The organism is Streptomyces novaecaesareae (genome assembly GCF_000716875.1).
Taxonomy (GTDB): Bacteria; Actinomycetota; Actinomycetes; order Streptomycetales; family Streptomycetaceae; genus Kitasatospora; species Kitasatospora novaecaesareae.
This window is the reverse complement of the sequence record NZ_JNWQ01000031.1, coordinates 15,187-30,119: the sequence shown is the minus strand read 5'-3', so window position 1 is coordinate 30,119 and position 14,933 is coordinate 15,187. Positions and strand designations below refer to the sequence as shown.

The following is a 14,933-nucleotide window of genomic DNA, read 5'->3' as shown; positions in this document are numbered from 1 at the left end:
CGCCCACACGCCCGCCGCAGGGGGTGGCGGGTGCGGTCCTGCTGCTCGGCGTGCTGCTGGCCGGAGCCGCGCCGCTCATCCCGCTGGCCGTCCTGGTCTACCGGTACGAACCCGAGCTGCTGCCGCTGTTCGCGGTGCCCCTGGCCGTGCTGGTGGCGGCCTGGCGGATCGCCCGGGACCGCGCCCGCGACCAACTGACCGACCCGCTGACGGACCTGCCCAACCGTCAGGCCCTGCTGCTGGCCGCCCAGGAGGCGATCGCCGAATGTGATCACGGCTACAGCGTCGGTCTCATACTGCTTGACCTCGACCGCTTCCGATCACTCAACGACACACTCGGTCATACGGCCGGTGACCGGCTGCTGGTTCACATCGCCCGCCGGCTGCACCGGGCACTGCGCTCCGGCGGCCCGGCCGGCAGCGCCACCCGGGAGTCCATCGACGACGTCTTCGCCGGCCTGCCCCGGCACTACCGGCGCGGCCGGCCCATGGTGGCCCGGATGGGCGGCGACGAGTTCGCCGTCCTGCTGCCCGGCATCAACTGCCCGGACAGCCTGGAACGGGTCGCCAAGGCACTGATCGCCGAGCTGGCCGCCCCGATCCGGCTGGACGGGCTGCTGCTCGTCCTGGAGGCCAGCGGCGGCGTCTGCGTCTACCCGCAGCACGCCCAGGACGCCGAGTCGCTGCTGCGCCGGGCCGACGTCGCGATGGGCCACGCCCAGAGCGGCCGCAGCGGCGTCTCCCAGTACGACGAATCCCAGGACGCCGACACGCCGTACCGGATCGGGCTGCTCGGGGACCTGCGGCGGGCCCTGGAGACCGGCGAGGTGCAGCTGCACTACCAGCCGAAGGTGGCCTTCGACGGCCGGGTGGTCGGCCTGGAGGCGCTGCTGCGCTGGGAGCGGCCCGGGCAGGGGAAGGTCTCCCCGGACGAGTTCGTCGGGCTGGCCGAGTCCAGCGGCCTGATGCCCCGGCTCACCGACTACGTGCTGGAGGCCGCCGTCGGCCAGCTCGCCTACTGGCGCGAGCAGGGGCTGCAGGTGCAGGTCGCGGTCAACGTCTCGCCGCGCGACGTCCTCAACCCGGGCTTCGCCCAGCGCGTCGCCGGCCACCTCGTGCGCCACCAGGTGCCGGCCCACGCGCTCCAGCTGGAGATCACCGAACGGCTGCTGCTGGACGACTCCCGGCGGGCCGCCGACACCCTCGCCGAACTGCGCGGCTACGGCGTCGGGATGTCCCTGGACGACTTCGGCACCGGGCACTCCTCGCTGGTGCGGCTGCGCAGCCTGCCGGTCGGCGAGCTGAAGATCGACCGCTCCTTCGTCTCCCGGATGGTCGCCGACGACCACGACGCGGCGGTGGTCCGCTGCTCGGTGGAGCTGGCCCACTCGCTGGGCCTGACCGTGGTCGCCGAGGGCGTCGAGGACGACGAGACCTGGGAGCGGCTGCACTGCATGGGCGTGGACGCCGTCCAGGGCTGGCTGGTGTCGGCCGCGCTGCCGGCCGAGCAGGCCACCGCCTGGCTGCGGGTGCACCGCACCGGCGCCCCGCCGGTCGAGCGGCTGGGCGCGCCGCCGCAGATCCGCGCCGCCCTCAGGTCGCTGCAGAGCGGCCAGCCGCTGCAGGGCGGCAAGCCGATCGTCCAGCCCGCCATCCCGCCGGTGCTGCCGCCGACGCTCCCGCCCGTCCTGCCGCCGGTGCTGCCGCCCGTGATCCAGGCGGTCCAAGCGGCACAGATGGAGATCAAGGCGCCGGGGACGCAGAGTTGGGCCCGCTTCCGGCCGCAGTGACGGGCGCGCAGGTGCGACGGTGACCCGGCAGTGACGGGCGCCGCCGGTTACTCGTTGGCCGGTGGCCGGGCCGGGCCCCATAGGATGGGGTCCAAAGACCACGAGGACGGAGCGCCGGAACCCGGCTGCTCCTGCCCGGGCCCGGCACCGCCCGCAAGGCGGGGCCGGGTCTCACCAGAACTCACCCTGAGGATCGCTGCATGCCTGGCATCACGCGCGAGGAGGTCGCCCACCTCGCCCGGCTGTCGCGTCTTGAGCTGAAGCCCGAAGAGCTGGACCACTTCGCCGAGCAGCTCGACGTGATCATCGGCGCGGTCGCCCGCGTTTCCGAGGTCGCCGGACAGGACGTACCGCCGACCTCGCACCCGCTGCCGCTGACCAACGTCATGCGCGCGGACGAGGTGCGGCCCTCGCTCACCCCGGAGCAGGCGCTGTCCGGCGCCCCCGCCGCCGAGGAGCAGCGTTTCCGTGTGCCGCAGATCCTCGGGGAGGACTGACCGAGATGACCGAGCTGATTCGCTACACCGCCGCCGAGACCGCGAGCGCCATCGCCAAGGGTGAGGTCTCCGCCGTCGAGGTCGCCCAGGCGCACCTGGACCGCATCGGGGCCGTCGACAAGAAGGTCAACGCCTTCCTGCACGTCGACACCGAGGGCGCGCTGAACGCCGCCAAGGCCGTCGACGAGAAGCGCGCCAGGGGCGAGGAGCTGGGCCCGCTGGCCGGCGTCCCGCTCGCGCTGAAGGACGTCTTCACCACCAAGGGCATCCCGACCACCTGCGGGTCCAAGATGCTCCAGGGCTGGATCCCGCCCTACGACGCCACCCTGACCACCCGTCTCAAGGACGCCGGTGTGGTCATCCTCGGCAAGACCAACATGGACGAGTTCGCGATGGGCTCCTCCACCGAGAACTCCGCCTACGGCCCGACCGGCAACCCGTGGGACCTCACCCGCATCCCCGGCGGTTCCGGCGGCGGTTCGGCCGCCGCGCTGGCCGCCTTCGAGGCCCCGCTGGCGATCGGCACCGACACCGGCGGCTCGATCCGCCAGCCCGGTGCCGTCACCGGCACCGTCGGCGTCAAGCCGACCTACGGCTCGGTGTCCCGCTACGGCCTGGTGGCGTTCTCCAGCAGCCTGGACCAGGGCGGCCCGTGCGCCCGCACCGTGCTGGACGCGGCGCTGCTGCACGAGGCCATCGCCGGGCACGACCCGCTGGACTCCACCTCGATCGACGCGCCGGTCCCGGCCGTGGTCGAGGCCGCGCGGATGCGCGACGTCCGCGGCATGCGGATCGGCGTGGTCAAGGAGTTCGCCGGCGAGGGCTACCAGGCCGGCGTGATGCAGCGCTTCCAGGAGTCGGTGGAGCTGCTGCGCGAGCTGGGCGCCGAGGTCGTCGAGGTCTCCTGCCCGTCGTTCAACCTGGCGCTGCCGGCGTACTACCTGATCGCGCCCAGCGAGTGCTCCTCCAACCTGGCCCGCTTCGACGCGATGCGCTACGGCCTGCGGGTCGGCGACGACGGCTCGCGCTCGGCCGAGGAGGTCACCGCGCTGACCCGCGAGGCCGGCTTCGGCGACGAGGTCAAGCGCCGCATCATCCTGGGTACCTACGCCCTGTCCTCGGGCTACTACGACGCCTACTACGGCTCGGCCCAGAAGGTCCGCACGCTCATCTCGCGGGACTTCGACGCCGCCTTCGCCGGTGTGGACGTGCTGGTCTCGCCGACCACCCCGACCACCGCCTTCCCGATCGGCGAGCGCGCCGACGACCCGATGGCGATGTACCTGGCCGACCTGTGCACGATCCCGTCGAACCTGGCGGGCAACGCGGCCATGTCGCTGCCGGTCGGCCTGGCCCCGGAGGACAATCTCCCGGTCGGCCTGCAGATCATCGCACCCGCGATGGCGGACGACCGCCTGTACCGCGTGGGCGGCGCCGTCGAGGCCGCGCTCAACGACAAGTGGGGGCACACCCTGCTGGAGGAGGCACCGGCACTGTGAGCAAGATCGAGAAGGCCAAAGGCTTCAAGCACTCGAAGCCCGGTCTCTGGCTGTCCATCGGCACCAGCGCGTTCGGTGCGATCTCCGTGGTCAAGGACGTCCGCAAGGCCCGCGAGGAGAGCGACACCCTCAAGCTGGTCAACGCCCTGGTCGGCGCGGCCGCGCTGATCACCGGCACGGCCCTGCTGGTGCGCGAGCTGCGCCAGCTGGCCTCCGACGACGTGCTGCTGGGCTGAGCTGAGCTGAGCGCCCCGGCCCGGCCCCGCGCGATGCGGCGGCCGGGCCCGTACCTCCCAAGCTTCAAGTGAGAAGGGACGCTGTGAGCGTCATGAACCTGGTCTCCTACGAGGACGCTCTCGCGTCGTACGACCCGGTGATGGGCCTTGAGGTCCACGTCGAGCTGGGCACCAAGACCAAGATGTTCTGCGGTTGCTCGACCGAGCTGGGCGCCGAGCCGAACAGCCAGACCTGCCCGACCTGTCTGGGCCTGCCGGGCTCGCTGCCGGTGGTCAACGCGGTCGGCGTGGAGTCGGCCGTCAAGATCGGCCTGGCGCTGAACTGCGAGATCGCCGAGTGGTGCCGGTTCGCGCGGAAGAACTACTTCTACCCGGACATGCCCAAGAACTTCCAGACCTCGCAGTACGACGAGCCGATCGCCTTCAACGGCTACCTCGACGTGCAGCTGGAGGACGGTTCGACCTTCCGCGTGGAGATCGAGCGCGCCCACATGGAGGAGGACACCGGCAAGTCCAGCCACGTCGGCGGCGCCACCGGCCGCATCCACGGCGCCACCCACTCGCTGCTCGACTACAACCGGGCCGGCATCCCGCTGATCGAGATCGTCACCAAGCCGATCGTCGGCGCCGGAGAGCGCGCCCCCGAGGTCGCCAAGGCGTACGTGGCCGAGCTGCGCGAGCTGATCCGTTCGCTGGGCGTCTCCGAGGCCCGGATGGACAAGGGCCAGATGCGCTGCGACGTCAACCTGTCGCTGCGTCCGAACGGCACCGAGACCTTCGGCACCCGCTCGGAGACCAAGAACGTCAACTCGCTGCGCAGCGTGGAGCGGGCCGCCCGGTTCGAGATCCAGCGGCACGCCACCGTGCTGACCGACGGCGGCACCATCGTCCAGGAGACGCGTCACTTCCACGAGGACGACGGCAGCACCACCTCGGGCCGGATCAAGGACAACGCCGAGGACTACCGCTACTTCCCCGAGCCGGACCTGGTGCCGGTGGCCCCCGCCCGCGAGTGGGTGGAGGAGCTGCGCGCCGCGCTGCCCGAGCTGCCGCGGGTGCGCCGTGCCCGGCTGCAGTCCGAGTGGGGCCTGTCCGACAAGGACATGCAGTCCGTCCTCAACGCCGGTGCGGTGGAGCCGATCCAGGAGACCATCGCGGCCGGCGCCCCGGCCGACCAGGCCCGCAAGTGGTGGATGGGCGAGCTGGCGCGCCGCGCCAACGAGACCGGCACCGAGCTGAGCGAGCAGCCGATCACCCCGGCGCAGGTCGCCCGGGTCACCGCGCTCGTCGCCGAGGGCAAGCTGAACGACAAGCTGGCCCGTCAGGTCATCGAGGGCGTGCTGTCCGGTGAGGGCGAGCCGGACGAGGTCGTCGCGAAGCGCGGCCTGGCCGTGGTCTCGGACGACTCCGCGCTCGGCGCCGCCGTGGACCAGGCCATCGCCGAGAACGAGGCGATCGCCGCCAAGATCCGTGACGGCAAGGTCGCCGCGGTGGGCGCGCTGGTCGGCGCGGTCATGAAGGCCACCCGCGGCCAGGCCGATGCGGCCCGGGTCAAGGACCTGATCCTGGAGCGGCTTGCCCCGGAAGGACAGTAGGCACAGCTTCGAGAAGCTGGGCGTCTCCGCCTGAGGACTCGCCGACGCTGAGGGCGCCTAGGCCGTCGACCCTGTCTTCCTAAGGCATCTAAGGCGTCTAAGGCCCTCTAAGTAAGGCCTAAGGCCCGGTCTCACCTCCGTATGGGGGTGAGACCGGGCCTTAAACCTTTTCCGGGGCCCGATCTAAGGCGTCCGGGCCCCGGAAGATCGGGCACGCTGCCGATGTGGCACCCCCCACTGGGAGAGGAAGCTCTTACCTGTCAGCGAAACGCAGTGAATCCCACAAAGGGGAACCGAAGTGATCGAGTACGAGACCTTCCAGCAGCAGGCCCACGAGCTGGTAGCCCGCGCCGAGCACGAGCGCCTGGTGCGCGAGGCCAAGGAAGCGCGCCGCCTGCGGCGCCGTCCGGTGGCCGCCCGCTTCCAGCGGCGCCCCGTGCGTCAGACCGAATGCTGACGGCACGGCACCAGGACGGTGCCGACGGAGCAATGGAGGGGGAGACGCTGCGAGTGAGCGTCTCCCCCTCCGGGCGTTCGCCTGGGGAGATAACCTCTCGGCCGGGCCCCACCGGCTATGGCATGCTCGCCTCCATGCAGCAGATATCGGTCAGCCCCGTCTTCGTCGGCCGTGGCAGCGAGATCACCGAACTGACCGACGCGCTGCGCCGGGCGGGCGCCGGCAGTCCGCAGGCCGTCCTGATCGGCGGCGAGGCCGGCGTCGGCAAGACCCGGCTGCTGGAGGAGTTCCTGCAGCGCGCCGTCGACGGGGGAGCGGTCATCTCGCTCGGCAGCTGTCTGGAGGTCGGCGCCGAGGGCCTGCCGTACGCGCCGCTGGCCGCCGCGCTGCGCCGGCTGCACCGCTCGCTGGGCGCCGAGCTGGAGGCCGCCGCGGCCGGCAGCGAGGGCCATCTCTCCCGGCTGCTCTCCGAGTTGGGCGAGGCGGACGGCGAACCGAACGACGAGTACAGCCGGGCCCGGCTGTTCGAGCACACCGCGAGGTTGTTCGAACGGCTCGGCGCGGAGCGTACCCTCGTCCTCGCCGTCGAGGACCTGCACTGGTCCGACCGCTCCACCCGCGAGCTGCTCGCCTTCCTGGTGCGCACCCTGCACCGCTCCCGGGTGCTGCTGGTCGCCACCTACCGCAGCGACGACCTGCACCGCCGCCACCCGCTGCGCCCCTTCCTCGCCGAGCTCGAACGGCTGCGCACCGTCCAGCGGTTGGAGCTGGAGCGGTTCGACCGCCGGGAGGTGGCCGCCCAGCTGGCCGGCATCCTGGGCACCGCCGCCCCCGACCGCCAGCTGGTGGACCGGATCCACCGCCGCTCGGAGGGGAACCCCTTCTTCGTCGAGGAGCTGGCCACCGCCTTCCACGACGGCCGCGGCGCCGGGCTGACCGACTCGCTGCGGGACATCCTGCTGGTGCGGGTCGAGGGCCTGGACGAGGAGGCCCAGCGGGTGGTGCGGATCGCCGCCGAGGGCGGCTCGCACGTCGAACACGCCCTGCTGGCCGCCGTCCTGGACGACGACGAGGAGGCGCTGATCGAGGCGCTGCGGTCGGCCGTCGGCGCCAACATCCTGCGCCCGGACAGCGAGGGCGAGGGCTACCGGTTCCGGCACGCGCTGGTCCGCGAGGCGGTCTCGGACGACCTGCTGCCCGGCGAACGGCACCGGATCAACCGCAAGTTCGCGCTCGCCGTGGAGGCCCAGCCGCAGCTGGTCCCCGGCGACGCGCTGCCCGCCCGGCTCGCCAACTACTGGTACCACGCGCACGATCCGGCCCGCGCCCTGCCGACCGCCTTGGACGCCGCCCGCGCGGCCCGCCGGCGCAACGCCTTCGCCGAGCAGCTGGGCATGCTGGAACGGGCCCTGGAACTGTGGGACATGGTCACCGAGGAGGTGCTGGCGCACACCCTGCGCCCGTACGACTGGGCCGAGACCTACCCGCCCGGCTCCTGCGACCACAGCGCCGCCGACGAGGACTGCGACCGGATCCAGCTGGAGGACGTGCTGGCCGAGGCGGTGGTCGCGGCCCGGCGCTGCGGGGACCGCGAGCGCGGCCTGAGCCTGGCCAAGCGCGGGGTGCGGCTGGTCGACGAGACGGTGCACCCGGTGCGCGCGGCCTGGTTCCGGATCAACCGGGCCCGGATGCTGGGCAGTCTGCGCCGCTCCGGGGACGAGGAGGAGATCGGCCACGCGCTGCGGCTGGTAGAGCACCTGCCGCCGTCCGCCGTCCAGGCCGAGGTGTTCGCGCTCGGCGCCGGCTCGGCGATGCTCAAGAAGCCCGGGCCCGAGCACCTCGAACTCGCCGAGCGGGCGATCCGGATCGCCGAGGCGGTCGGCGCGCACTCGGTCGAGGTGCACGCCCGGATGACGCTCGGCGGCCTGCGCTACGACGTCCACGGGGACGCCGAGGGCGGGCTGGCCGAACTCGCCGGCGCGGTCGAGCGGGCCCGCCGGCTGGGCGTGCCCGACCTGCTGCTGCGCGGCATCAACAACCTGGCCAGCATGCAGCGCGGGCTGGGCCGTTCCGAGGACGCCGTCCGGCTGGCCCGCGAGGGCCTGGAGTTCGCCGACGGCAACGGCCTGCTGCGCAACATCGGCACCATCCTGACCGGCAACCTGGTCGAGGCGCTGATCGACCTCGGGCGGGTCCGGGAGGCCGCCGAGGTGCTCGCCGCCTCCGAGCTGACCAGCCTGAGCGGCACCCACGCCGAGTTCCTGGACCGGATGCGCGGCGAACTCGCCCTGCTGAAGGGGGACCTGCCCACCGCGGCGACCATGCTGGCGCAGGCTCGCGCGGCCAACCGGGTCGGCCAGGTCCAGCACAGCGTGCCGATCAGCCGGCTCGCGGTGCGGCTCGCCGCGCTCGGCGCCCGCCCGCTGGAGGCCCGGGCCGAACTGCTCGCCGCACTGGAGGAGGACGGACGGCTCGGCTACGAGTCCGACGTCTACCCGCTGCTGGCCGAGGCCGTCGGCGTGGAGGCGGACAGCCGCGGCCTGCCGGAGGCCGAGGCGGGCCGGGCCGACGCCCTGGCCGCGGTCGCCGCGGCGGCCGCCGAACTGCGGCCCCGGGCGCCGCTGCACCACGGCTGGGCCCGGCTGCTGGAGGCCGAACTGGCCCGCGCCGAGGGCGCCGACACCCCCGGCCAGTGGGCCGCCGCCGTCGAGGCGCTGCGGCCGACCGGCCTGCCGTACCCGCTGGCGCTCGCCCTGCTGCGGGCCGGCGAGGCCGAGGTGCAGGCCGGGCGGCGCGAGGCCGGTGCCGAACTGCTGCGCGAGGCGGCCGAACTGGCGGCCGTACGGGGTGACCGGATGCTGGCGGCGCAGATCACGGGCCTGGCCGAGCGGGCCGGGCTGACCCTCGCTCCCCGTGAGCGGGCGGCCGTCAAGGAGGCGCCGGCGCCGCTCGCCGGGGACTCCTTCAACCTCACCCCCCGTGAGCGGGACGTGCTCCGGCTGCTCGCGCGCGGCTGGACGAACCGGCAGATCGCCGAGGAACTGTACATCTCGCCGAAGACCGCGAGCGTGCACGTCTCCAACATCCTGGGCAAGCTCGCGGTCGGCGGCCGGGGCGAGGCGGCCGCGCTGGCCCACCGGCTGCGGCTGTTCCCCGACGACCTGGCCCCGTCAGAGCGTTGAAGCCGGCCCCGTCAGGCCGTTGAACCCCGCCCCGTCAAGGCGTTGAAGCCGGCCCCGTCAGGCCGTTGAACCCCGCCCCGCCACCGGGCCCGGACCGCCCTCGCCGCGGCCGGGCCCGGTAGGGGGCGGGCGCCGCCGCGTGCTCCCGTGCGCGCCGCGTGAGCCCCCGCCCGCGCGCCGCCGCCAACCGGGCCGATCCATCGGAATCAGGGGCATTTCCCCACCCCTGCGCCATTACTCTAAGTTGAGTGGGCGTGTCATTGAGTGACGGAATTGGTGTAGGGTCCGTTTTGGGAGCATCGGTTCGGTGCGGCGACCAAAAGGTTGCCCACCCCCTGGGCCACCGTCCTGACGGGGCGCCAGGCCACCGCGTACGGCCGAGAGGTACGCGGCCGGTGGCCCGTGTCCGGGGCGCGAGGCCCCGGGCCGGAGGGGGAGAGGCCGAGTGAGCTCCACCGAAACGGTGTTGCCCGACGCCGGGCGCCCGGGCGCACCGCCCGCCGACACGTCCGCCGTCGACACGACCGCGCCCGCCCGGCGCGGCCCGCTGGGCCGGATCCGGGACAGTCGCACGCTGCCCGGCCTCGCCCTGGGCGCACTCTGCCTGGCCTACGCCACTGGCGCCGCGGTCGGCTGGGGATCCCGCCAACTCGCCGTCTTCATGGGCGACTTCGGCCTGGCCGCGGCAGCCGTCGCGGCCGCGCTGTCCTGCCTGGTGTACGGCTGCGCCGTCGGCGGCCACGCCCGCCCGGCCTGGCTGCTGTTCGGCCTCTCCTCGCTCATGGTCGCCATGGGCAACGGCACCTGGGGCTGGTACGAGCTGGTCGTGCGCACCGAGCTGCCGCAGGACTCGCTCGCCGAGTACACCTTCCTGCTGTTCGCCCCGCTCGCCATCACCGGCGTCCTGGTGCTCGCCCAGCGCCCGCGCTCGGCGGCCGGCTGGCTCTGCCTGCTGCTCGACGGCTGGCTGATCGCGGGCTCGCTGTTCACCCTCAGCTGGAGCCTGGCACTCGGCCGGATCGCGGCCGGCGAGGACGGCTCCCCGCTGCGCCTGGCCCTCAACCTGGCCTACCCGGTGCTGGACATCCTGCTGGTCAGCCTGGTCGTCGGGCTGCGCTTCAGCGGCCGGGACGGCAACCGGGCGGCGGTGCACACCGCGATGCTGGCGCTCGCCGTCACCGTGCTGTGCGACGCCCTGTTCACCTCCGCGGAGCTGCGCAGCAGCTACCACTCGGGCGAACTGCTGGACGCCGGCTGGTTCTCCGGCAGCCTGCTGCTGGCCTGGGCGCCCTGGTCGTCGCGCTGGCGCCGCCCGCTGCGCGAGCACCCCTCGGCCGGCGGCCTGCCGCGCCGCCGGGTGGCCACCACCTTCAGCGCGCTCACCCCGTACGCGGCCGCCGCGGTCTGCACCGCCGGCATCCTCTACAACGCCCTCGGCGGGCGCGAGTTGGACCGCGTGGTGGCCGCGGCCGCCTGCACCGTCGGGCTGGCACTGATCCTCAGGCAAGGCGTGATGCTGCTCGACAACCTGTCGCTGGCCCAGGAACTCGCCCACAAGGAGGCGCACTTCCGCTCCCTGGTGCAGGGCTCCAGTGACGTCATCATGATCGCCGGCGCCAACGGCGTGCTCTCCTACGTCTCCCCGGCCGCGCTCGGCGTCTACGGGCGCGACCCGGAGGAACTCGTCGGCGGCAACCTGTTGGACCTCGTCCACCCCGAGGACGTGGACCGGGTGCTCTCCGAGGTCCGCCGCTACCTCGCCAGGGTGCGGCTCACCGCCCACCGCAACCCGCGCACCGCCGTGCCCTCGGCCCGGGTGGAGTGCCGGATCAGCTCCGGCTGCGGCGAGTGGCTGCACGTCGAGTCCACCGTCAGCCGGCACCGCGACGGCCTGCTGCTCAACAGCCGGGACGTCACCGAACGCGTCATGCTCCAGGCCCAGTTGCAGCACAACGCCTTCCACGACCCGCTCACCGACCTGCCCAACCGGGCGCTGTTCACCCAGCGGCTGCGGGCCGCCCTCGGCGCCCGCGGCCAGCAGGGCGGGACCGGCGCCGGGATCGCGGTGCTCTTCCTCGACCTGGACGGCTTCAAGGCGGTCAACGACACCGCCGGGCACCAGGTCGGCGACGAGCTCCTGGTGCAGGCCGCCCGCCGGCTGCAGGGCGCCGTCCGCTGCGGGGACACCGTCGCCCGGTTCGGCGGCGACGAGTTCGCCGCACTGGTCTGCGGCCCGCTCGGCCGCCTCCAGGTCCAGGAACTGGCCGATCGGCTGCGCGTCGCGCTCTCCGAGCCGTACTGGATCGGCGGCACCGAGCTCGGCGTCGCGGCCAGCATCGGCATCTCCTTCGGCACCCCCGAGCGCGGCCCCGCCGCCGACCCCAGAGCCGCGGCCGACGAACTGATGCGCAACGCCGACCTCGCGATGTACCGGGCCAAGTCCGAGGGCAAGGGCCGGGTGGTGCTCTACACCCCGGCGATGCGGGCCGACCTGGAACGCCGCACCGAGCTGGAGGAGCGGCTGAGACTGGCCGTCCGGGAGGGCGGCTTCACCCTGCTCCACCAGCCCGTGGTGGACCTCGCCGACGGCGCGGTGTCCGGCGTCGAGGCACAGGCCCGCTGGCGCTCGGCGGGCGGCCTGCTGCTCACCCCGGCCGAGTTCCTGCGCTCCGCCGAGCACGGCGACGCGGCCACCCGGTTCTCCCGCTGGCTGGTCCACGAGGCGATCGCCGCGGCCGCCGCCCGGCGCGGCCTCGGCCGGGCGGGCCGCGGCCCGGCGGAGCCCGTCCCGGTGGCCGTCCGGCTCTCCACCGAGCGGCTCTGCTCACCAGGCCTGTACGAGACGGTGGCCGCCGCGCTGCGCGACAGCGGGCTGCCGGCCGGCGAGCTGGTGATCGAGGTCGCCCGGATGGGCACGGACGCGCTCGCCGACGAACTCGGCCGGCGGCTGGCCGCGCTGCGCCGACTCGGCGTCTCCACCTGGCTGGCCGGCTACGGCGCCGGCGGCGGCTCGCTCGGCGCCCTCGCCCGGCTGCCCCTGGACGGCCTCAAGCTGGACCACACGCTGGTCCAGGACCTCGGCGAGTCCCCGCTCGCCCGGACCCTCGCCGGGCACGCCCTGCGGCTCGGCCGCGACCTCGGGATGGCCACCGCCGCCGAGGGCGTGGACCTGCCCCGGCAGGTCTCCGCACTGCGCGAACTCGGCTGCGGCCAGGCCCAGGGCTCCGTCTTCGCCCCGCCGCTGGACGAGCCCAGGCTGCGCCGTGCGCTGGCCCGCCGCGGCTACCCGCTGCCGAACCCGCTCGGCTCGCTCGCCGCCCGCCGCACGTACCCGGCCGCCGACACCCGGACGAGTGGCCGCGGGGACGCCGCGCCGGGACGTGGCGTACATCACCACGGTGTCGCTGACCTGCCCGAACACCCTGCCGTCGGCGGTCCGGCAGGGGGTCCGCATGGCGAGACGGTCATCCCACCTGCTTGACACGCCACCCCGGACGGGAGGATGGTCGTTGCCATGCGCACCCGAATTCTCGTACTTGGCGGGCGCGTCGGCTGACAGGGCTCGCACGCCCTGCTCGTGACAGACCGACGCGCCACCCCTCGCATGCCCTTGGGCACGAGGGGTTTTTTGTTGCACTGACGCTGTTCCACCCCGCAAGACCCCTGGCCTCGACCACCCGAGAAATCCCGACTTGTCGGATTGAGCGGGACGATTGAGGCAGAGCCGGCGATCGACCCGGACCGGGACCCCACCCTCGCAGCACGGGGCCCGCAGCACCGGGTCGGCAAAACCCGAGAAGAGACAGGCAGATGACTGAGCACGCCGCATCCCCCCGCCGCGGGGACAACCCGGCCGCCAACGCTCCCGCTCCCCAGCACGTCGTCGAGACCATGACCGGCGCCCAGTCGCTCATCCGCTCGCTGGAGGCCGTAGGCGCGGACACCGTCTTCGGCATCCCGGGCGGGGCCATCCTTCCCGCGTACGACCCGCTGATGGACTCCGCCAAGGTGCGCCACATCCTGGTCCGGCACGAGCAGGGCGCCGGCCACGCCGCCACCGGCTACGCCCAGGCCACCGGCCGGGTCGGGGTCTGCATGGCCACCTCCGGCCCGGGCGCGACCAACCTGGTCACCCCGATCGCCGACGCCTACATGGACTCCGTGCCGATCGTCGCGATCACCGGCCAGGTCTCCTCCAAGGCGATCGGCACCGACGCCTTCCAGGAGGCGGACATCTGCGGCATCACCATGCCGATCACCAAGCACAACTACCTGGTCACCGACGCGGCCGAGATCCCCCGGGTGATCGCCGAGGCCTTCCACATCGCCGCCACCGGCCGCCCCGGCCCGGTCCTGGTCGACATCGCCAAGGACGCGCTGCAGGCGACCACCACCTTCCGCTGGCCGGTCGAGGCCTCGCTGCCCGGCTACCGCCCGGTCACCAAGCCGCACGCCAAGCAGATCCGCGAGGCCGCGAAGATGCTGGTCGGCGCCAAGCGCCCGGTGCTGTACGTCGGCGGCGGCGTCATCAAGGCACAGGCCACCGCCGAGCTGCGGATCCTCGCCGAGCTGACCGGCGCCCCGGTGGTCACCACCCTGATGGCGCTCGGCGCCTTCCCGGACAGCCACCCGCAGCACCTGGGCATGCCCGGCATGCACGGCTCCGTCCCCGCCGTCACCGCCCTGCAGAAGTCCGACCTGCTGTTCACCCTCGGCGCCCGCTTCGACGACCGCGTCACCGGCAAGCTGGACGGCTTCGCCCCGAACGCCAAGGTCGTCCACGCCGACATCGACCCGGCCGAGATCGGCAAGAACCGCCCGGCGGACGTGCCGATCGTCGGCGACGCCCGCGAGGTGCTCGCCGACCTGATCGTCGCCGTCCAGGCCGAGTTCGACGCCGGCCACAAGGGCGACTACGCCGAGTGGTGGGAGAAGCTCGACGAGTGGAAGACGACCTACCCGCTCGGCTACGAGCCGGCGCCCGAGGGCCGTCTCTCGCCGCAGCAGGTCATCGAGCGGATCGGGAAGCTGGTCGGCCCCGAGGCGATCTACGCCGCGGGCGTGGGCCAGCACCAGATGTGGAGCTCGCAGTTCATCCGGTTCGAGAAGCCCGGCACCTGGCTCAACTCCGGCGGCGCCGGGACGATGGGCTACGCCGTCCCCGCGGCGATGGGCGCCAAGGCCGGCCGCCCGGAGAGCGCGGTCTGGGCCATCGACGGCGACGGCTGCTTCCAGATGACCAACCAGGAGCTGGTCACCTGCGCCCTGAACGACATCCCGATCAAGGTCGCGGTCATCAACAACGGCTCGCTGGGCATGGTCCGGCAGTGGCAGACCCTGTTCTACAACCAGCGCTACTCCAACACCGTGCTGCACGCCGGCCCGGGCCACGACGGCATCGAGCCGCCGGCCCAGGGCGGCACCCGGATCCCCGACTTCGTCCTGCTGGCCGAGGCGATGGGCTGCGTCGGCCTGCGCTGCGAGCGCCCCGAGGACCTCGACGCGGTCATCAAGCAGGCGATGGAGATCAACGACCGCCCGGTCGTCATCGACTTCATCGTCCACCAGGACGCCATGGTCTGGCCGATGGTCGCCGCCGGGACCAGCAACGACGAGATCCAGTTCGCGAAGGGCGTGCGCCCCGACTTCGGCGACGACCTCGACTGACAGCCCTCCT

At 73.3% G+C, this 14,933-nt stretch carries 8 protein-coding genes and 1 pseudogene; all 9 read left to right on the top strand.

From position 1 onward, the window contains the following. Positions 1-41 precede the first annotated feature (41 nt). A pseudogene (locus tag OP86_RS14165) lies at positions 42-1,790 on the top strand (putative bifunctional diguanylate cyclase/phosphodiesterase); the annotation flags it as partial. Positions 1,791-1,990: 200 nt separating this feature from the next. Next, entirely contained in the window at positions 1,991-2,287 is a 297-nt protein-coding gene (gene gatC / locus OP86_RS14160; RefSeq protein ID WP_030057414.1) for an Asp-tRNA(Asn)/Glu-tRNA(Gln) amidotransferase subunit GatC, read from the top strand. 5 nt (positions 2,288-2,292) lie between these two features. Then, positions 2,293-3,786, top strand: coding sequence for an Asp-tRNA(Asn)/Glu-tRNA(Gln) amidotransferase subunit GatA (gene gatA, locus OP86_RS14155; RefSeq protein WP_030057413.1), 1,494 nt, complete (start codon positions 2,293-2,295; stop codon positions 3,784-3,786). Further along, positions 3,783-4,022: a hypothetical protein gene (locus OP86_RS14150; RefSeq protein ID WP_030057412.1), complete on the top strand. Its 240-nt coding sequence runs from the start codon at positions 3,783-3,785 to the stop codon at positions 4,020-4,022. Before gatA ends, OP86_RS14150 begins: the two co-directional genes overlap by 4 nt. Before the next feature lie 83 nt (positions 4,023-4,105). Beyond that, positions 4,106-5,617 (top strand): Asp-tRNA(Asn)/Glu-tRNA(Gln) amidotransferase subunit GatB, encoded by a 1,512-nt coding sequence (gene gatB, locus OP86_RS14145; protein WP_030057411.1) that lies wholly within the window; start codon positions 4,106-4,108, stop codon positions 5,615-5,617. 298 nt (positions 5,618-5,915) lie between these two features. After that, the gene (locus tag OP86_RS36590; RefSeq protein ID WP_157849737.1) at positions 5,916-6,074 is read left to right on the top strand and encodes a hypothetical protein; all 159 of its coding nucleotides are present in this window, start codon (positions 5,916-5,918) and stop codon (positions 6,072-6,074) included. A 134-nt stretch (positions 6,075-6,208) separates the two neighbouring features. Then, complete coding sequence (locus OP86_RS14140; protein ID WP_234434753.1) at positions 6,209-9,256, top strand: helix-turn-helix transcriptional regulator; 3,048 nt, start codon at positions 6,209-6,211, stop codon at positions 9,254-9,256. 547 nt (positions 9,257-9,803) lie between these two features. Continuing rightward, positions 9,804-12,737: a putative bifunctional diguanylate cyclase/phosphodiesterase gene (locus OP86_RS14135; RefSeq protein ID WP_051830082.1), complete on the top strand. Its 2,934-nt coding sequence runs from the start codon at positions 9,804-9,806 to the stop codon at positions 12,735-12,737. A 329-nt stretch (positions 12,738-13,066) separates the two neighbouring features. Beyond that, entirely contained in the window at positions 13,067-14,923 is a 1,857-nt protein-coding gene (locus tag OP86_RS14130; RefSeq protein ID WP_030057406.1) for an acetolactate synthase large subunit, read from the top strand. Positions 14,924-14,933: the final 10 nt, after the last annotated feature.

Bases quoted from the DNA above. Each gene is read 5' to 3' on its own strand.
- gatC (WP_030057414.1), top strand. From the start codon at position 1,991: ATGCCTGGCATCACGCGCGAGGAGGTCGCCCACCTCGCCCGGCTGTCG.
- gatA (WP_030057413.1), top strand. From the start codon at position 2,293: ATGACCGAGCTGATTCGCTACACCGCCGCCGAGACCGCGAGCGCCATC.
- OP86_RS14140 (WP_234434753.1), top strand. From the start codon at position 6,209: ATGCAGCAGATATCGGTCAGCCCCGTCTTCGTCGGCCGTGGCAGCGAG.
- OP86_RS14130 (WP_030057406.1), top strand. From the start codon at position 13,067: ATGACTGAGCACGCCGCATCCCCCCGCCGCGGGGACAACCCGGCCGCC.